The sequence below is a fragment of the Brevibacillus gelatini genome, from assembly GCF_003710935.1.
In the GTDB taxonomy this organism is placed as follows: domain Bacteria; phylum Bacillota; class Bacilli; order Brevibacillales; family Brevibacillaceae; genus Brevibacillus; species Brevibacillus gelatini.
This window is the reverse complement of the sequence record NZ_RHHS01000008.1, coordinates 110,480-128,532: the sequence shown is the minus strand read 5'-3', so window position 1 is coordinate 128,532 and position 18,053 is coordinate 110,480. Positions and strand designations below refer to the sequence as shown.

Below are 18,053 nucleotides of genomic sequence, written 5' to 3'. Positions count from 1 at the left end.
AGATGGACAGAGGAAAGATTCACAGCCTGCGTCCGGTTCTTGTTGTAGGACTGGTAATCAATACGATGGTGGGGGTCAATTTGCTGTCCCTTGCCCATTATGCCAGCAAAATGGGATACAACCTGTGGTGGTCGCCGATTTTGATGGGGCTGATCGTCACGCTCACGATTTTTCCGATGATCGCTTTGTGCAGGCGCTACCCGGAGGACACGCTTTTTCGGATTCATGAAAAGCTGCTCGGCAAGTGGCTGGGCAGAGGGATCAACGTCGTGGTGATTGTCTACGCCATCTTGAACGCCTCTACCGCGAACGAAGGCTATGTGCGGCTTTTGCAGACGTCGATGCTGAACAACCAGACGATCACCGTGCCGCTGCTCGGCCTGACGCTCGTGATGTTTTACATTACCAACGGCGGAATCAAGCTGGTCGCCAGGTTTTGCCTGCTGGCGCTGTTCTTTACGGGCTGGATGCTCTTGCTGCTGCAATACGGCTTTCAGGAAGGGGGAATCACGCACATCTTTCCGCTGTTCAATACGGATCTGGCCAGCGTGCTGGACGCGCTCAACCAATCGTTCGGGAGCATGCTCGGATATGAGGTGCTGCTGATTTACTATCCGTTTATTGTCGAAAAGAAAAAGGCGTTGAAGCACGTGCTGATCGGCGTATGGTCAGTGGTTTTGTTTTACGTGTTGGTGCTGATTACGAGTGTGGCCTACTTTTCCGAATGGCAGATGGCGAATCTCGTCTATCCGATCCTGAATCTGTTCAAGGCGGTGGAGCTGTCTTTCATGGAGCGGATCGAAAATCTCGGCATCGGCTTGTGGGTGTTTCTCATTCTCAGCACGTCCACGACGTATTTGTGGATGGCTCGCACGGGGATAGAAGACATGGCAAGAAAACAGCGGCTCTGGCATCTTCTGTTGCCGACGGCGATCTCCTACTACATGATTCGCGGCCCGCTTGCGGTGGAAGACCAACGGTTCATTTATGACTATGTGACCGTTTATTTGGGGTATGGCTTGATTTTGTGGCCGATCTTTTTATTGCTGCTGCACGCCCTGCGTTCGGGAAGGGGAGAGGGAGCATGATGAGGTGGATCTGCTGGTATTTGATATCGACGGTTTTTTCCCTGGCGCTTGCCGGATGCACGGGAGAGTTCGAGCGGCCAGCCCTCGAAGACATGGCGATGATCGGCGTCATGGGCTTTGACTACATCGACGACAAGCAAATGAACGTCGTTGTCGCCATCCCCGTTCCCGCCAGAGGAAAGGAATCGACACAAGTTTACTCGACCAAAGCTTCCATGACGAGCGAAGCGATGTTGAAGCTTGCCACAAAATCCGAACGGACGATGACGCTGTCACAGCTTCGCGTCATTTTGTTCAGCGAGGAGCTGGTGCGCAAAGTCGGCATCGGCAAAGTCGTGCTCGACCTGTACCGGAATCCGATTGTGGGCGAGAACGTATTCATCGCAATTGTCAAAGGCAAAGCGGAAGATATCATCAGGGGCGAGTACCGAAACAAGCCGGAAGTGAACACGTATTTGAACGATTTGCTGCGTCCGCGGGTGGAAACGGCTTTTTCGTCTTTTTCTACGATCCACGACTTTGTGTTCATGATGACCAGCAAGACGGGCGATCCGAACTTGCCCTATTTAATCAAGCAAAACGGAAACATTCAGATCGCCAAAGTCGCTCTGCTGCGCAAAGACAAGCTGATCGGCTTCTACTCGCAGCGCGAAGGCAAGCTGGTGCAATGCTTGCTCGGACAAAAGCGGCTTCCCCGCGTCAAGTTTGAGCTGACGGAGCAGACGAACGAAGGCGAGCGTCTGGAAGAGATCATTTTCGATTTTGTCTGGTCCAAGTCAAAAGTGCGGAGCAACGGCAACCAGAAAAAGCCCGTCATTGACATCAACCTCGAACTGCGGGGAGTGGTGGTAGGCTACGATGGCAAGAAAAATTTGGACAAACGACCGCAAATGGAAAAGCTCGTGAAGCAGATGGAAGCGCTGATTAAACGGGAGACCGCTGTGATGCTGAAAAAATTTCAACAAGAGGGCGTTGATCCGGCCGGAATCGAAGAGAGCCTGCGCCAGAAATACTACGGAAAATGGACGCGGGAAAAAGGGCTCGCGCTCTATCAGCAGGCCGGATTCAACATCAAGGTCAAGCTCGATATACTCGGCTACGGCACGATCAAGTAAGCGTGGCCGCTCGCGTTATCGCAACCGTTTCAGCTCCCGCCAGATCGCTTTCAGCGTCGGGCGGTCCCATTTTGGCCGCTTTCCGTACAGAAAACGGGTCAAGCCGCTGAACATCAACTGCTGGTCTTCTGTGTACGGGTACCAGTTGAACTCGCGTTTTTTCGAGCCGGGGTCGTGAATGACCGAGATGCTGTGCGTGAACGCTTGCAGCCCGGCTGGCCCGCGGTAGCGGCCGATGCCGCTCTCTTTGACCCCGCCGAACGGGAGGTGCGGATTGGCGTAGCTGATGATGACGTCGTTAATGCACACGTTGCCGCTCAACAGCTTTTCTGCTACGCGCTGCGCTCTTTGTTTGTCAGACGACCAGACAGACGCATTCAGGCCGTAGGGCGACTCGTTTGCCAGGCGGATAGCTTCTGCCTCGTCGGAAAACGTCATGATCGGCAGGACAGGGCCGAATGTTTCTTCCCGCATGATCTTCATGTCCGGCGTGACGTCTGTCAGGATGGTCGGGGGGATGAACATGCTGTCGGTTTGCGGCAGCCCGCCTGTGACGGCTTTGGCTCCGGCGGCGAGCGCTTCCTCGATATGCGCCCGGACGATGCCGAGCTGCTCACGCGAAGTCATCGAGCCGACTTCCGCCTGAGCGGGAAACCGTTGGCGCAGCGCTTTCGTTTTTTCCGTGACCAACCGCAAAAACTCGGGGTACACACGCTCGTGCACGTACAGCCGCTCAACGGACATGCACACCTGGCCGGAGTTCGTAAAAGCGCCCCAGATCGCTCCGTTTGCCGCCCTCTCCAGATTCGCGTCTTCGAAGACGATCATCGGGTCTTTTCCGCCCAGCTCCAGCGAGACCGGAATCAGATGCTCCGCTGCTGCGGCCATAATTTTTTTGCCTGTGGCGGCCGAGCCTGTAAAAAAGATTTTGTCCGGGCGGGCCGCCACCAGCCGACTGCCGACCTCGCGTCCCCCGTGCAGGACGGTGACGACTCCTTCCGGCAGCCCGGCAACGGCAAACAGCTCTTCGATGAGCAGGCCAGTAGAAGGGGTGACTTCGGACGGTTTGAGAATGACCGTATTTCCCGCGACAAGCGCGGACAGCATCGGGATGATCGCCAGTTGAAACGGATAGTTCCACGGCGAAATGACCGCGATTACCCCCATCGGCTTGTAGTGAATGTACGATTTTTTCGGCCAGAGCACGAGCGGGGTCGGCACGGGCTGGGCAGCCAGCATTTGCGGCGCGTGCTTCTCGTAAAAGCGGATCGTATCGGCAGTGACAAAAATTTCGGTCATGTACGCTTCGATGGTCACTTTTCCGGTGGCCTGGCTGATTTTTTCCGCCAGTTCTTCGCCGTGCTCGACGAGATAGTGGCGCAGGCGCGTCAAGTAGCGCAGCCGTTCGGACAGGGAGGTAGCGGACCACGCTTCAAAGGCGAGCCGGGCTTTGGCGACTGCCGCGTCTACCTGGGCGGGACTGGCTTCAGTCACGGAGCCGAATGTCTCGCCAGTGGCCGGATTGCGCAGAGGGAGTACGGACATTATCAATCACCTCGTTCGACAGGATGGGTGGCAGGTGAACCAGAAGAAAAAAGCGACTCGAGAACATGGTGGAGAGCAAGCTGAAAGCGGCTGATCGCTTCTGCGGCCGTCCGGGATTCGTCCAGCAAGCATTGCAAGATCATGCCGTCGATCACGGAATAGAGGATCGAGCTTGCCGCGCTCACGTCCACGGCAAGCGCGGCTCCACGCTCCGTCTGCAGCCGCTTGAGCATGCGGGCAATCAGGTCGTGCAGCCGGTTTCGCGTGTGGTGCACCTGCTCCAAAAAGACAGGGGTGTACAGCGCCTGCGCCTGCAAATCGTACCAGAGCCGATGCAGCTTGCGGTCTTCCAGCAGGCTGCGGCCGAGAACGGCAGCGAGAGCCGGGAAAAAGTTGTCCAGGGGAGCGGCAACCACTTCGCGCTCCAGCTCGGCGATGAAGCGTTCCTTGTAGCTGGCGATCACTTCGAGCAGCAATTCTTCCTTGCTGGCAAAATAATAGTGCAGAATGCCGAGCGAGACGCCGGATTCCTTGGCGATATCGCGCAAGGAGACGTGGGCATAGCCTTTTTCCGCGAGGCAGATCGTCGCCTGCTCGATCAAAAAGGCCCGCTTCGCTTCGGCTTTCGCCTGGCTTTTCGAAGGGGGAGTCATGCTGTGCACCTCTTTTTTGGACGATTGTCCAATTTTTTGCCTTGATTGTAGTGCGCAAGCCTTGCTCCTGTCAACGCCCGAATGGGCACAAAAAAAGAAGCGGCTGTGCTACCGCTTCCTTTGTCGTTCCCAGCGCTTTAGATACGGGTAAGGGTCGAAAGCCCAGTCGGCTCCCCCAGTCTCCCGATACATGCCGTAGTGCAGGTGGGGCGGGAATTTTCCGGCGGTGCCAGGCTTGCCGTAGCCGGAGCTGCCGACGTATCCGATCACTTGCCCCGGCTCCACGATGTCGCCGGGCTTCAGTCCCTTTTTGAACGACGACAGGTGGGCGAAGTAATGATACACATTGCCCATGTCGCGCATGCCGATCCGCCAGCCGCCATAGCGGTTCCAGCCGATGACCTCGATCACTCCGTAAGCTGTGGAGAGCACGGGCGTCCCGTGTCGGGCGAAAATGTCGGTGCCTTCGTGAATCCGCCGCCCTCCCCAGCCGCGCGCGTCTCCCCAGGTGCTGCGGTAGCTGTAGTCGTACCTCGCCGGGATGGGAAAATGACGCTCGTCCAGTTGCAAATGCTGGTATTTTTCATACACCTGCGCGAATTGCCGGATCGTTTTCACCGAGCGATCCCGCTGGTAGTAAGACCAGACTCCGATTTGCCAATCCTCCTGGGAAAAACCGTACTGCGCCAGGTAATGAATAAGGGAAGTAAGTGCATCCATATCGTTGTTGCGGTCGGCAAGCCCATCCCCGTCGCCGTCCATGCCCATCCCGCCGAAAAACTGGATCGATACCGGATTGGTGTCATCCGGGTCAGGGTTCATGCTGCCTGCCCAGCGATCACTCGGGATGTCCACGGCAGTCAGCCGCGAGGAAGATGCCTGGTTGTCGGTTTGCTTTTTGCGTATTTTCATCGTGCGCTCATACTGATCGATAGCCGCCAAATAGTTCCAGGGAATGCCGTACAAAGACTCCATTCGCAAAAAAAGCTGTAGCCGCTCCTGCAGGAGAGGGTCTGCATGGCTGTTGGCAGAGGAGCCTTTGGCAAAGGCTGCATCCAGCGGCAAAATGACAGTGGCCACGCACAAGCTGATCTGAATGATGAGGCGGAAAACTCGCATGCCGTCTCCCTCCAGCCCGGGTAGTTTCCGTTGTAGTTTCTGCCAGTCTCTCTGGATTATCCACGATACTTTTTGGAAGCGGGCGTAGCGCACCGCATCCGGGACGGCTGTCTGTTAAAGCTCTGTAAAAAAATAGGCGAGAAAGCAGGAGTGAGACGTTCCTGCAAAGAAATGGAAAAATGGATGATCCAACCAAACCCGTATGGAGGAGGCTGTGTGATGAGCAAAAAAGTGTTGATCGTGACAGGGGACGCCGTAGAAGCCCTGGAGGTGTTCTATCCGTATTACCGTTTGCTGGAGGAAGGCTACGAAGCCGTGATTGCTGCGCCCAGCGTGAAGACTCTGCACACCGTATGCCATGACTTTGAAGCACACAGTGAGACGTACACGGAAAAGCCTGCTTATCAGTTGCCTGCGCACGCCGCGTTTTCCGACATCAATCCGGAAGCATTTGATGCGTTGATTATTCCCGGCGGAAGAGCGCCTGAATACATTCGGCTCCACGAAAGCCTAAAGCCGATCGTGGCGCACTTTTTCGAGACAAACAAGCCTGTTGCGGCAATCTGCCACGGCTCCCAGGTGCTGGCGATTGTGCCCGAGCATCTCGCCGGCCGCAAGCTGACTGCTTATCAGGCGTGCAGACCGGATGTGGAAGCGATGGGTGCGATTTACGAAAAAGAAACACTTCACGTAGACGGCAACCTGGTGTCTGGTCATGCGTGGCCGGATTTGCCCGGCTTCATGCGCGAATTCTTACGTCTGCTGCGCTAGTCATGGATAACGAAAAACTTCCGCCGAAGGAATGTCGACGGAAGTTTTTTGTTTTTTCCGCGACAGCGCTTGCTGCAAGCGAGCGCCCCTGCGAAACACTCCTTTTCAACCAGTCATTTCCCCGGTATCATATAGGGAAAGTATGTTCGCACACCATTTTGCCGATTTGGTTGGTCATGCAAGGAGTTGAGCGCTTCGTGTTGTCATTCATTCATACGGCGGACGTTCATCTGGACGCGCCTTTGCATATGCTGGCGGATCATTACGAGCTGCGGCAGGATGATTTTCGCCGCACGCTGCAAACGATTCGCGATCTGGTCGTGGAAAGGCAGGCAGACTTTTGGCTGATCGCCGGAGATTTGCTGGAATATCACGGGGGACGGCGCTCCACAGCGCTGTTTTTGCGCGACCTGTTTGCAAGCATCGCCCCGATCCCGGTCTGCATTGCCCCGGGAAATCACGATCCATGGCGCCCGGATTCGTTTTACCAAACACTGGATTGGCCGAGCAATGTGTACTGGTTCACTCCCGAGTGGGGGGCGTTTGAGTTTCCGGAAAAGTCTTGTGTGATCTACGGCTGGGGATTTGGGCAGCCGCACGTCTATGAGTCGCCGCTCGCCTCTTTTCCAGGCAAGCTGGACGGCTATCGGCATCACCTGATGATCCTGCATGCCAGTGTCGTGAACAGGACAGGGGACGAACACCAGCCGTACGCTCCGGTCACGCTGCAGGAGCTGGTGCAGGTGGAGATGGATTACGTGGCACTCGGCCATATTCACAAGCCGGAGCAATTCGTGCATCCGCAAAAAAAGCAGCCGCTTGCCGCCTATCCGGGCTCGCCGGAAGGGCTGACGAGCAAGGAAACGAATGTGCGCTCTGTGTTGTACGGCGAGCTGGACGATAGCGGGAGACTGACCTTGCAAGCCGTGCCCGTCTGTCAGCGGCAGATTCACAAAGTGACGATTCATGCCGCAGGAGCGGAAACGACAGAACAACTGGTCGAGGTGATGACCGCACAGCTTGAAGGAATCCCTGCCAGCGATCTGGTCTACGTGACCTTGACAGGAGAACGGGCCGCTCATTTCGTGCCTGCGCTCCCGGTTCTTGCGCAGCGCTTTTCGCGATTTTTTTTCCTGACCATTACAGACGAGACGTGGCCGGACATCGACGCGGACAAGCTGGTGGCAGAAGGCGGCATATGGGGAAAATGGCTTGCCCGGCTGGCAGAAGCCGAGGCCAGTGCAAAAAATGACGAAGAGCGGGAAATTGCCAGACTGGCGAGGCAGGAAGCGCTTGCGAGGATTGGGGGCAGCATGCGTTGAAGATCGAGGAGTTATCGCTTGCGGGCTTTGGAAAATGGCAAGGGGCTGATTTTCGCTTCGCTCCCGGCCTGAACCTGTTTTACGCTCCCAACGAAGCAGGGAAGTCCACACTGCTGCAAGCCATTTTCGCGGCATTGTACGGGATGAAGCGCGATTACGTCAAAGCAGCCCGCTATTTGCCTGTCTATGAAAAATACCGCCCTTGGCATCAGGGGGAATACGAGACGATTGTCACCTACCGGTTGGGGGACAAGACGTACCGCTTGCATCGGACGCTCACCAAGGAAAGGGAGCAGGCACGTCTGTTTCTGGACCCGGAGTGGACGGAGCTGACAGACGTTTACATGGAGGATCGGCGCAAAGAGCGCAACTTTTTGGAAAAACATCTGGGCCTTACCCGCAGCCTGTTCACGGATTTGACCTGGATCAGACGGGAGCCGCTCGAAGCGGCCGAGCATCTCATGCCTTCTTTTGCCAATGCAGAAGAGACGAGTCCGCTCGTCCACAACATTTTGGCCGAGCTGGAGCGGGAACTGGCGAGCATCGGCAAAAAGGAGCGGGCGGAAAATACGCTGCTCGGCAAAGCGGCGTCGCGCCTGGCGAGCACTGAGCAAGAGCTGGCTCACGCTGAAGAGGCATGGCGCTTGATTCGCCAGCTGACGGAGTCCATCCAGCTATGGGAAAAGAAGCGCGAAGGACTCGAACAGCGGCGCACCAGGCTTAGAACGCAGATACAGAAGTGGCAAAAGCAGGATCAGCTCTGGCAAGAGAGCTGGCAGAGAAGCTATTCGCCCATCAATGAGCAGGATTGGCAGTGGTGGCTGGAGCGGGCTGGCAGCGCAGAAGAGCGGGAGCTGCACGAAAAAGCGCGCAGCTCGATGATGACATGGGATGATTCAGTGACAAACCGTGTGCAGGAAGCTATGCCGAATCAAGTATTGGCTGAGATGGACGCGGATTACGCACACGCTGTTTCGTTGCGCAAAGCGCGGGAGCAGCATCATGTGCGGCTGGCTGAGCTGGCTGTACTGGCGTTGTCTGCCGGGACGCGCAGCCAGGCGCGGACGCAGCGGCAGGGGAATTTGGCCAAGCGCAAAAAAGGCGCCGCGCGCCTGTGGGGTGGTGCAGGACTGTTTGCCGCCCTGGGCGCAGCCGGCTTGGCGACAGGGCATCCCGCACTTGGCGGAAGCTTCCTTGGCCTTGCCCTGCTGCTGTTCGCACTCGGAATCTTCGTGCTGCGGGCAAAAGGGAGCAGGCCTGCACCTGCTGCCGACAGCGAGCATTTGCAGGAAAGCGAGCGGCTGCAACAGGAGATCGCTGCCATTGACGCTGAGTTGGCGACGCTTTTCGGCCGCTGGGATGTTCGGGAGTGGGATGCTTTTCTGGCAAAAAGGGAAGAGCTGCAAAAAAGCGCACAGGAGCAGCGAACTGTCCAACTGGAGAGCGATCTGGCCAAAACGAAGCGGGAGGAAATGCTGTCGGCAAGCTGGGGCGAGGCTGTGCGGGCGATGCTGAAACAGCAAAAGCAGCAGCGCGAAGAAGCGGAAAGCGATTGTCTGGCACAGCTGTCGCGCATCGAGGACGAGCTGCAGGAGCTGCGGGAAAAAATGGCCCGCGCCTACGGGGAAATGGCTGCATATGAAGGCGTGTCCGTAGCGAAAGCCAGGGATGAGTACGAGGTGGCAGCGACGGCGCTTCGCCAGCTGCAGCAACGCCGCGATGCCCTCCAGCTCGCGCGGGATACGCTGCTTGCCGCCCAGAGCGAATGGAAGCGGGACGTTTCCCCGGATGTGAACCGCACAGCTTCTGAGGTGATGGCGCAAATTACAGGGGGAGCCTATCACGAGGTGCGGCTGGACCCGACTGATGGCTTTGCGGTGCGGCTGCTTGTGCCGACACGCAACCTGATTGTCAGCCACGAGCAATGCTCCACAGGGACGGCGGATCAGCTTTACCTGGCGCAGCGGCTCGCCTTGCTGCAGCATGTCAGCAAACGGACAGAGCCGTTGCCGCTGTTTTTGGACGACCATTTTGTCCACTATGATGACGAGCGCCTTAAGCGAACGCTGGCGTACATCGCCAGGCTGGCGGAGGAGCATCAGGTTTTTCTGTTTACGTGTCAGGAACGGGAGGGGCGGTTGCTCGCGCCGATTTTGAGCGGATCGGATCGGCACAAGGTGCATCAGCTCGGGTAATTGTTATCTGACTGGGGAAAGAGGTTGCCCCTTGCAAAGCCAACCTCTATAATGAAAATGAAATGATGTCTCGTACCAAGATACATGAGGAGTGGGCCCTATGACGCAACGCAAGCCGGAGTGGCTCAAGATCAACCTTGTTTCAGGACCAGAACTCGCCAGCTTCAAAGAGCTGAAGCAGACCATGCGCAGCAAGACACTGCATACCGTATGCGAAGAGGCAAAATGCCCCAACATTCATGAGTGCTGGGCCAGTGGTACAGCTACGTTCATGATTTTGGGTGATATATGTACCCGTGCCTGTCGGTTTTGTGCTGTAAAAACCGGATTGCCGACAGAGCTTGATCTTGCCGAACCGGAACGCGTAGCAGAGGCCGCCGAGCAAATGCGTTTGCGGCACGTTGTCGTAACCTCCGTTGCCCGTGACGATCTGAAAGACGGAGGCGCACAAATTTTTGCGGAAACGATCCGGGCGATTCGCCGTCGTCTGCCGTTCGCTTCTGTGGAAGTGCTGATTCCGGATTTCCAGGGGAACTGGGATGCGCTGAAGCTCGTGATGGACGCGAAGCCGGACGTGCTGAATCACAATATCGAGGCGGTTCGCCGCCTGTCTGACCGGGTACGGGCGCGCGCCAAGTACGACCGGACACTGGAACTTTTGAAAAAGGCGAAAGAATTCCAGCCGAATATTCCGACGAAGTCCAGCCTGATGATCGGGGTGGGCGAGACGCTGGAAGAAGTGATCGAGACCATGGACGATTTGCGATCCGTGGATGTCAACATCATGACGATCGGTCAATACCTGCAGCCAACGAAAAAGCATCTGAAGGTCGAGCGTTACTACCATCCGGACGAATTTGCCTTTCTGAAAGAAGAAGGCATGAAGCGCGGTTTCAGCCACGTAGAGGCAGGACCGCTCGTACGCAGCTCGTACCACGCACACGAGCAGGCGAATGCCGCGAAGGAAACGATTGCCAAGGAAGCCTCGCCACAGGTGCAGGCACAGTAAAAAGGAACAACCCCCTCCTTGCACGCGAAATGGAATCGCTGCAAAAAGGGGGTTCTTCTCTATACAGGGGAGATCCGCCTAGCGACTGGTTGTACCCATTTTCGCTTTGTGGGTTGCATTCGCGTTCTTTTGAGCGCTCATGCTGCTTCCTTGCTTGCTGTCTGTTACGCCGCCCATGCGTTTGATGAGCGCGTCGATGCTTGCGGCATCCTCGTTGCGCGCTGTATGCAAGTTGCTGGAACGGCTGGCGACACGGGCAATTTCCTGAATGTCATTCGGGTTGTCCGTGACATACACCTTGTAATAGCGTGGCGCGATCGACTGCGCATTCATTTTCGCCTGGTTTTTGGCTGTGCGGGCATCTGCTCCCTGCGTGTTCAGACCGACGAAAATCTCTTCATCCGTCACCAGGACAGTAGAACGCTGAACTCCAGGGCAGCTCGTTGTGACGTTGCCGACTGCTTGTGCCAGGGCATCGCGGTCTACGTAGACGTTTTGGGCGCCAGCGGTCTTCATGCTTGCCCGGTCAGTCTGGGCGTAGCCCATTCTCGGCATGCCGGTTTGCATGATGCCGGCCCCCGCCCGGTTCCAGGCCCGCTTTTGATAAATGGAATGGTTCATTCCATTCTGCGCGCCCATCAGTCCGTCCTTGTGGTCCGTAAAGGCGTTGTACGGCCGCATGCCACTGGTGTAGGCGTTGTAGCTGTTGGCGTTCATCCGCGGATACGTTCCATTCGGGTACAGGCCATTATCGGCGCCCGGCAAGTTGTTCAGGCCGGCGCCGTTGCGTACGTGCAGCCCGTCAAAGCTGCGCACGCCGTCGTAGTTGCGGCCGTGCATCCCATCAACATTTGTGACGTGAGGAGCTGTCTGGTTCGGAGTCGTGTAGTTTGGCGCAGCGTTGTTCGCACAAGCGGATGCCAAGAGAGCAATGCCTGCAATCGCAGGATACAACCATGTCTTTTTCAATGGTAACACCCCCTACCCGATAGAATGTCCAGGGGGATTGCGCAGTTTTCGTGGGAATTTTATCTCTTGCTGGTGGAAATGTGATAAGATGGACGAAAGTATACAAGTGTAAGGAGGAAGCGGACTTGATTCGCACGCAAGCCGGTACTTATGAAGTCATGGAAGAAAATCGCGACGGCTGGAATCCGGAAGCATTCAGGGAGCGCTACAGCGATATCCTCGACAAATACGATTACATCGTCGGAGACTGGGGCTATGGACAGCTTCGTTTGCGGGGATTTTACACAGATGCCAACCGCAAAGTACCGTTCGAGCAGCGGATCGCCGCTTTGGATGAGTACCTGCACGAGTATTGCAACTTTGGCTGTCCGTATTTTGTCTTGCGCAAGGTAAAATCGACGGCCGGCAGCACCGGTGCCGAGCAGGAAGGCCCGGATGACAATCCGGACAATGTTTCCGATTACCGCCAGGACTCGTCTCGCGGCGACAATTCGCCACTGGTTGTCGAGCGCAAGGAACGGCGTCGTTTTCATCCGCGCCAAAACAGGCAGGATCGCCAGGAGCGCAACAACGGCGGCGCAAACGAGCGGTCCGGCGGGCGCAATGAGCGGTCAGACAAGCCGAAGTTTCTCAAAGACAAACCGGAAAAAAACAGCAAGGACTCGTCTGCGCGGGAGAAGCGTCCGAACCAGATGCGCCCCCATCGCGAGCGCGACAAAGTGCCGACTGGACAAAGCCACAGCACGCCCAAGCGTGAAACATAGGAAAACAAACGAAAACAGCCCTTGATTGCAGGGGCTGTTTTTCTGTAGAGCCTTGTTCGGTTAATATCCGCCGTAAAACGGATAGGGCTGATACGGATATGGATAGTACGGATACGTGTATGGATACGGGTACGGATAGTAATACGGCGGATAGTAGGTATAAGGGAGCGGAATGATGATAGGGAACACGTCGTCTCTCCTTCTGCGAAAGAAGACGGGATGCGCCTGGTCTTCCGGAATCGTCTGGTATTGGTCATCCGCTTGATGAGCCTGCAGTTGTTGATTTTCGTCTTGATAAGATTGCATGATGCGACTGCACTCCTCTCGTTGTCTGTATGTGCAGTAGCAGTATACGAGGCATTCGCCTGTATGGAGAGTTGTCCGCCTGGATTTGGGCACAAAAAGCCCATCCCGAACAGGCTCGTTTCGGGATGGGCGAAGACAGGTGAAAGGCAAACGTCAAATCACGGTTTCCAAAAAGGTTTTCAGTTCTTCTGCTTCTGCTTCGCTCAGGTTGAAGGCAAATTCGAGATAGCCTTCTTCTCGCAGGTCGTCTTCGCCGATAATGGCAGAGCGGCCGTTTTGGATGTTGATGACGAGCTTTTTGCCGTAAAAACGGCTGGTCGTCGTGATGGCCAGATCAAACCGGGTGGATTCGCCCATGAAGCTGACAAAGCGCGTCTTGGTGTCCTCCGATTCGTCGTACAAGTAAAACAAGTCATTCGCCATAAATACGCCCCTCTACTTCCATGACAGATTTGGTTTGTGCTCGATATTGTGCAAAGCGCGGATAAAACGGATCGTTTTCGTCTGGGCGCGCATGACGATGGAGTGCGTCTCCACCATGTCGTCGCCCAAATAACGGACACCCTGCAGCAGTTCGCCGTCCGATACGCCAGTTGCCGCGAAGATGGCGTCGTCTCCTTTTACCATATCGTGCAACGTCAGCAACTGCTCCGGATTGGCAAGCCCCATCTTGATGCAGCGCTCCCGCTCGCTGTCGTTTTGCGGCTTGAGCATCGCCTGCATGTCGCCGCCGAGACATTTGATCGCTGCTGCGCTGATGACGCCTTCCGGTGCGCCGCCGATTCCGAGAAACAGGTCAATCCCGGTATGCGGCAGACAAGCGGCAATCGCTGCGCCGACATCGCCATCGCCGAACAGCTTGACGCGTGCGCCTTTTTCCCGAACGGTGTCGATGATGTGCTGATGCCGCTCCCGCTCCTGGATGATGACGGTCACATCCTGAACACGCTTGTTGTTCGCTTTTGCTACGACTTCGATCATTTTGTCCACGGAATCAAAAAGGCTGATTTTTCCCGCAGCCCGCTTGCCCACCGCCATCTTCATCATGTACATGTCGGGGGCGTGCAGCAAAGTTCCACGGTCACCGACAGCGATCACCGACATGGCATTGTTGTGCCCCTTGGCAACGATCGTCGTTCCCTCCAGCGGGTCTACGGCGACATCTACCTCCGGGCCGACCGCATCCGGGTGGCCGAGTTTTTCGCCAATGTACAGCATCGGAGCTTCGTCCAGCTCGCCTTCGCCAATGACGACGGTTCCTCTCATATTGATCGTGTCAAACATGGCGCGCATGGCGCTCGTCGCTGCTTCGTCCGCTTCATTTTTCTTTCCCCGTCCCATCCAGTGCGACGAGGCGAGGGCAGCCATTTCTGTCACCCGCACGATTTCCAATGCCAGTTCGCGTTCCACAGTTGTGTTCCTCCCTTGTATGCCGGCAAAAATTCACCCCATCATTGTAACATAAAGTACAAGCTGATTCGTGACAGCCGGGACAAATTTGGTATACTGTTTGGAGGAAAAGAGGTGAAAGCCGTGAGCAATTCCTATTTGCAGGAAGGGGAATTGGTCCTTCTCGTCCTGGTGCTGACGTTTGTGTTTACTACCTATTATGCAAAACGAAAAGCGAAAAAGCGAAAATAAGGAGAATCTCATGTACGACGTGAATACAAAGCGAATTGACCAAGTATTGGCCTATATGTCTCGCATGCTTGATCTGTTGGACGAGCTCCGGGAACGGGGAGCCGAAGCGGTTTTGGCCGACGAAGTGGCTGTTGCAGCGATGGAGCGAGCCCTGCACTTGTCCATCGAAGGAATTGTCGATGTCGGAAATGCGCTGATCGACGGCTTTATCATGCGCGACCCCGGCAGCTACAGCGATATTGTAGAAATTTTGCGCGATGAACAAGTCGTTACCGATGAGCAGGCGGCGATTCTGACTCGCGTGGTCGAGTTCCGCAAGCATCTGGTCATTGACTATACGAACGTTCCGGCGGAAGAAATGTTTGCGCTCGTGAATGAATCAGTGGACACGATGCGGCAGTTTGATCCGCATGTGCGTGCGTTTTTGGAGAAAGAATTGTTTTAGAGAATGGAGAAGCGGATTTTTTATACAAAACACTTTCGTTTGTTTACTAAAGCGTGCCGATCCGCTACAATAGGTAGAAAGGACGGTGATACGTATGACAAACGAGGGGACGTCCACTCGTGACCAAATCCTGCACATGCTCAAGGTAAAAGGCTCACTCTCTGTCAGCGACATGGCCGTCGATCTTGGTATTACAGAAATGGCGGTCAGACGCCATCTGAACACCCTGGAGAGAGACAATCTGATTAAGTCCACGCTTGTGAGACAAGCGATGGGTCGACCAACCAACGTATATTCCTTGTCGCAGGAAGCAGACGAGCTGTTTCCGCGCAATTATTCACATTTAACGCTCGACTTTTTGCAAGACTTGAAGGAAATGGACGGGCCGGGAAAAGTCGAAATGCTGTTCCGCCGCCGCGAAAATCGCCTGGAGGAAACGTATCGCGCCCATATGCAAGGAGACTTGCGTGACCGCGTGGCCAAGCTTGCCGAACTGCAAAACGAAAAAGGCTACATGGTCGAGTGGGAAGCCGATGCGGATGGAAACACGTACCGGATTCGGGAGTTCAACTGTCCCATTGCCCAGGTAGCGCGTGAGTTCAATCAGGCCTGCACTTGTGAACTGTCGCTGTTTCGCCGGGTGCTGAAAGCCGATGTGGAGCAAACCTCCTGCATGGCAAAAGGCGGAGACAAGTGCGTGTTTGAAATCAAAAAAGTGTAAAAACAGTGTCAATGACAGCCACTTTGTGCGGTTTGGTGCAGGGTGGCTTTTTTGCTGGGGAAAAACAGGTTTCGGGCAGGGTGCAGTGGCATCGCTTTCGCTTGGTCCAAGCTGTTTTGCCAGTTACAGGATTTTTTCGGTAACTGTCTAATTTTTAAATGTAGAGGAAAAAAGAGGAGAGTGAGTGGGGATGGAAGAGGTACTACAGCCGTTTTTGGCGTTTTTGCAACAAGATGTGCAGCAGCTGGAAGAATTAAAGGCGGATGCGAGCGCATTCCAAGATTCGTCCATTCGCGAGCTGTTTCTGCACGCCAAGGCACATCCTGAGCAGATCGACGACTTGTTGAGGTTGATCGCGAATTTTTTGGACGAGGAAGCGGATACATATAAAAAAGGACTGGCCTGCATTATCGCCGGGACTTTGGTTGAAAATGGTGGCGACCCGGCCGTGATCGTCGGGGCGGTCGTTCGCCAACTGGAGCGCCACCTGCAACTGTTGGAAGCGTATTTTCAACAGGACGCCGCGTTGCCACTGGCGGACAGGTTCGAGAAAGCGCCGGATACGGTCAAGGCACAGGTGACGTCGGACTTTGTGGTTTTGGCGACGATGACGATGATTTGCCGCGATAAGCATGCGAGAATCGAGATGAGACAAAATCAGCAACTGTGCCGACTGATCGAGGAGCTTGAGGAACAGGTTGACAATCTGCATTATGTGAACGTCGTGCTGGGCAGCGCAGATGATCTGGAGGTCGTGGCCTTGCACCCGGAAACATCAACGGGAATCAGGTTGCGACTGTCAATGGTGCAAAACAACTTTCATCTGTTTACGCTGCTGCAAGATGTGTTTATCCAGCAGTTTCAGTCGCAGGAGCCGTTTGCCTCGATGCCGCGCAACGAAGTGGCCGTCAAGGCGGCTACCGGGGTGGAATACCCGGATACAGAGAATGCTTGCGATTCGGCTCTGTTCGGGTTCTACAGTGGGGGTGCTCTCGATGAGAACGGCTTTTTAACCAAGCAAGGGGCGTTTTCGCATTGGTTGTTCGGCGAAGACACGCCGCAGCGCATCCCGCGGGTGGAAGAAAAAGCGATCGTTCTGCTCGGCCCAAGCTTATTTGCCCAGCGCTCATGGGATTTATCTTTTTGCGTCCCGGTCCACGATGCTCTAACCCCGCAAGCTGAACTGGTCGAGGTGCTATCTGGCGAGCAGGTAAAAGCATGGAGCAAAAAGATCATCGAGCAGTGGAAAAAAGCAAAATAGCAAGACGAAGGCAGGGAAGTGGCAGAGCCGTTTTCCTGCCTTTTTTGGCGGGTAAAAAGCAGGCAGGCAGCTCGTCAAATGGGGAAAAAGCGAGTATTGTAAGGGAAGGCCAGAAGTTTTAGCAATAAATAGAGATAGAGCAAACTGGACGGAGGAGAAGCAACATGAAACCATACAAAGGCTATCTGATTGATCTGGATGGAACCATTTATCGCGGCAATGAGCCGATCCCCGGCGCTGCCGAATTTGTCCGCTACCTGAAAGCGAACGGCATTCCGTACCTGTTTTTGACCAACAATTCGTCCGCATCGGCCGAGCGCGTGGCAGCGCGACTGAGCGGGATGGGAGTTGAGGCAACTGCACAGGATGTATATACAACCAGTATGGCAACGGTTGAATATTTGAAAGAGAAGGCGCCTTCCGGGGCAAGCGTGTATGCGATTGGCGAGGAAGGCTTGCTGTCACAACTGGAAGCGGCAGGCTTCAGGCTGACAACAGACAATCCTGCCTACGTCATTGTCGGTATCGACCGTGCCTTCACATACGAAAAGCTGGCGATTGCCACTCGCGCCATCCGCGCAGGTGCTACTTTTATCGCGACCAATGCAGATGCCGCGCTGCCGACAGACAACGGACTGTTTCCAGGAAACGGCTCGCTCGTTGCCGCCGTTTCAGTCGCATCGGCCACAAAGCCAATCGTCATCGGCAAGCCGGAGCCGATCATCGTACGCTATGCGCTTTCCGTTCTTGGCACGGAAGCGTCTGAGACGTTGATCGTCGGTGACAACTTGTACACTGACATTGAAGCCGGGGCAAACAGCGGCCTGGACAGCCTGCTCGTCCTGACAGGCTATTCGACGCGGGAAGAAGCTGCCCGTCACGCAGTGCAGCCGACGCATATCGCAAGCAACTTGCCAGAATGGCAGCTACGCCTCCCGCTCTAGGCACTCTTCCTGCTGCTTCTGCCGATGGGCAATCCGGCTGGAAGCAGCAGCGGCTATTGCTCCGACGGGGTCGTTGAAATTGTGTGAATGCAAAATGGAACGGTTGATACGTTGATGAGCAAAAGTAATGAGTGTACTAGGATCAGTAATTTTGCTTTTTACATCAAGCTTGTTCGTGATTTGGG

At 55.4% G+C, this 18,053-nt stretch carries 19 protein-coding genes and 1 pseudogene; 12 read left to right on the top strand and 8 right to left on the bottom strand.

What is annotated here, in order from left to right; all coding sequences use genetic code 11:
• Positions 1–2: 2 nt before the first annotated feature.
• Together EDM57_RS02345 and EDM57_RS02340 are read left to right on the top strand one after the other, a co-directional pair.
• Positions 3–1,088, top strand: a complete 1,086-nt coding sequence (locus EDM57_RS02345; RefSeq protein WP_025843844.1) for a GerAB/ArcD/ProY family transporter — start codon at positions 3–5, stop codon at positions 1,086–1,088.
• Positions 1,085–2,203, top strand: a complete 1,119-nt coding sequence (locus EDM57_RS02340; protein ID WP_246005718.1) for a Ger(x)C family spore germination protein — start codon at positions 1,085–1,087, stop codon at positions 2,201–2,203. Before EDM57_RS02345 ends, EDM57_RS02340 begins: the two co-directional genes overlap by 4 nt.
• Positions 2,204–2,218: 15 nt before the next feature.
• On the opposite strand, the gene EDM57_RS02335 is transcribed toward EDM57_RS02340, so the two are convergent.
• The 3 genes from EDM57_RS02335 to EDM57_RS02325 form a co-directional block, all read right to left on the bottom strand.
• Complete coding sequence (locus EDM57_RS02335; RefSeq protein ID WP_026558106.1) at positions 2,219–3,748, bottom strand: aldehyde dehydrogenase family protein; 1,530 nt, start codon at positions 3,746–3,748, stop codon at positions 2,219–2,221.
• A gap of 2 nt (positions 3,749–3,750) precedes the next feature.
• Positions 3,751–4,401: a TetR/AcrR family transcriptional regulator gene (locus EDM57_RS02330; RefSeq protein ID WP_005829425.1), complete on the bottom strand. Its 651-nt coding sequence runs from the start codon at positions 4,399–4,401 to the stop codon at positions 3,751–3,753.
• A gap of 108 nt (positions 4,402–4,509) precedes the next feature.
• Positions 4,510–5,520, bottom strand: coding sequence for a M23 family metallopeptidase (locus EDM57_RS02325; protein WP_122903160.1), 1,011 nt, complete (start codon positions 5,518–5,520; stop codon positions 4,510–4,512).
• 219 nt (positions 5,521–5,739) lie between these two features.
• On the opposite strand from EDM57_RS02325, the gene EDM57_RS02320 reads away from it, so the two are divergent.
• From EDM57_RS02320 to lipA, 4 genes are all read left to right on the top strand, one after another.
• A complete protein-coding gene (locus EDM57_RS02320; RefSeq protein WP_122903159.1) occupies positions 5,740–6,291 on the top strand; it encodes a DJ-1/PfpI family protein in 552 nt (183 codons plus the stop codon).
• Positions 6,292–6,488: 197 nt separating this feature from the next.
• Positions 6,489–7,613: a metallophosphoesterase family protein gene (locus tag EDM57_RS02315; protein WP_122903158.1), complete on the top strand. Its 1,125-nt coding sequence runs from the start codon at positions 6,489–6,491 to the stop codon at positions 7,611–7,613.
• The gene (locus tag EDM57_RS02310) at positions 7,610–9,808 is read left to right on the top strand and encodes an ATP-binding protein (protein ID WP_122903157.1); all 2,199 of its coding nucleotides are present in this window, start codon (positions 7,610–7,612) and stop codon (positions 9,806–9,808) included. Before EDM57_RS02315 ends, EDM57_RS02310 begins: the two co-directional genes overlap by 4 nt.
• Positions 9,809–9,908: 100 nt before the next feature.
• Complete coding sequence (gene lipA, locus EDM57_RS02305; RefSeq protein ID WP_122903156.1) at positions 9,909–10,817, top strand: lipoyl synthase; 909 nt, start codon at positions 9,909–9,911, stop codon at positions 10,815–10,817.
• Positions 10,818–10,895: 78 nt separating this feature from the next.
• Here lipA and EDM57_RS02300 read toward each other — a convergent pair whose 3' ends face one another.
• Entirely contained in the window at positions 10,896–11,795 is a 900-nt protein-coding gene (locus tag EDM57_RS02300; RefSeq protein ID WP_246005717.1) for a YhcN/YlaJ family sporulation lipoprotein, read from the bottom strand.
• A gap of 116 nt (positions 11,796–11,911) precedes the next feature.
• On the opposite strand from EDM57_RS02300, the gene EDM57_RS02295 reads away from it, so the two are divergent.
• Entirely contained in the window at positions 11,912–12,550 is a 639-nt protein-coding gene (locus EDM57_RS02295) for a YutD family protein (RefSeq protein WP_122903154.1), read from the top strand.
• A gap of 60 nt (positions 12,551–12,610) precedes the next feature.
• Here EDM57_RS02295 and EDM57_RS02290 read toward each other — a convergent pair whose 3' ends face one another.
• From EDM57_RS02290 to glpX, 3 genes are all read right to left on the bottom strand, one after another.
• Positions 12,611–12,856, bottom strand: coding sequence for a hypothetical protein (locus tag EDM57_RS02290; RefSeq protein ID WP_122903153.1), 246 nt, complete (start codon positions 12,854–12,856; stop codon positions 12,611–12,613).
• A gap of 153 nt (positions 12,857–13,009) precedes the next feature.
• Positions 13,010–13,279: a DUF3055 domain-containing protein gene (locus tag EDM57_RS02285; RefSeq protein ID WP_122903152.1), complete on the bottom strand. Its 270-nt coding sequence runs from the start codon at positions 13,277–13,279 to the stop codon at positions 13,010–13,012.
• A 12-nt stretch (positions 13,280–13,291) separates the two neighbouring features.
• Positions 13,292–14,266, bottom strand: a complete 975-nt coding sequence (gene glpX, locus EDM57_RS02280; RefSeq protein WP_122903151.1) for a class II fructose-bisphosphatase — start codon at positions 14,264–14,266, stop codon at positions 13,292–13,294.
• Positions 14,267–14,380: 114 nt separating this feature from the next.
• Between glpX and EDM57_RS02275 the strand changes: the two genes are divergently transcribed.
• From EDM57_RS02275 to EDM57_RS02255, 5 genes are all read left to right on the top strand, one after another.
• Positions 14,381–14,497, top strand: coding sequence for a hypothetical protein (locus tag EDM57_RS02275; protein ID WP_007777847.1), 117 nt, complete (start codon positions 14,381–14,383; stop codon positions 14,495–14,497).
• Positions 14,498–14,507: 10 nt separating this feature from the next.
• On the top strand, positions 14,508–14,942 hold the full coding sequence (locus EDM57_RS02270) for a DUF86 domain-containing protein (protein WP_122903150.1): 435 nt from the start codon (positions 14,508–14,510) through the stop codon (positions 14,940–14,942).
• Positions 14,943–15,036: 94 nt separating this feature from the next.
• The gene (locus EDM57_RS02265; RefSeq protein ID WP_122903149.1) at positions 15,037–15,663 is read left to right on the top strand and encodes a helix-turn-helix transcriptional regulator; all 627 of its coding nucleotides are present in this window, start codon (positions 15,037–15,039) and stop codon (positions 15,661–15,663) included.
• A 190-nt stretch (positions 15,664–15,853) separates the two neighbouring features.
• Positions 15,854–16,924, top strand: coding sequence for a hypothetical protein (locus EDM57_RS02260; RefSeq protein ID WP_122903148.1), 1,071 nt, complete (start codon positions 15,854–15,856; stop codon positions 16,922–16,924).
• Positions 16,925–17,088: 164 nt separating this feature from the next.
• On the top strand, positions 17,089–17,868 hold the full coding sequence (locus EDM57_RS02255; RefSeq protein WP_122903147.1) for a TIGR01457 family HAD-type hydrolase: 780 nt from the start codon (positions 17,089–17,091) through the stop codon (positions 17,866–17,868).
• On the opposite strand, the pseudogene EDM57_RS23640 reads toward EDM57_RS02255, so the two are convergent.
• Positions 17,851–17,952 (bottom strand): annotated as a pseudogene (locus EDM57_RS23640) (phosphatidylglycerophosphatase A); the annotation flags it as partial. The gene EDM57_RS02255 and the pseudogene EDM57_RS23640 sit on opposite strands and share 18 nt — an antisense overlap.
• Between the last annotated feature and the right edge of the window lie 101 nt (positions 17,953–18,053).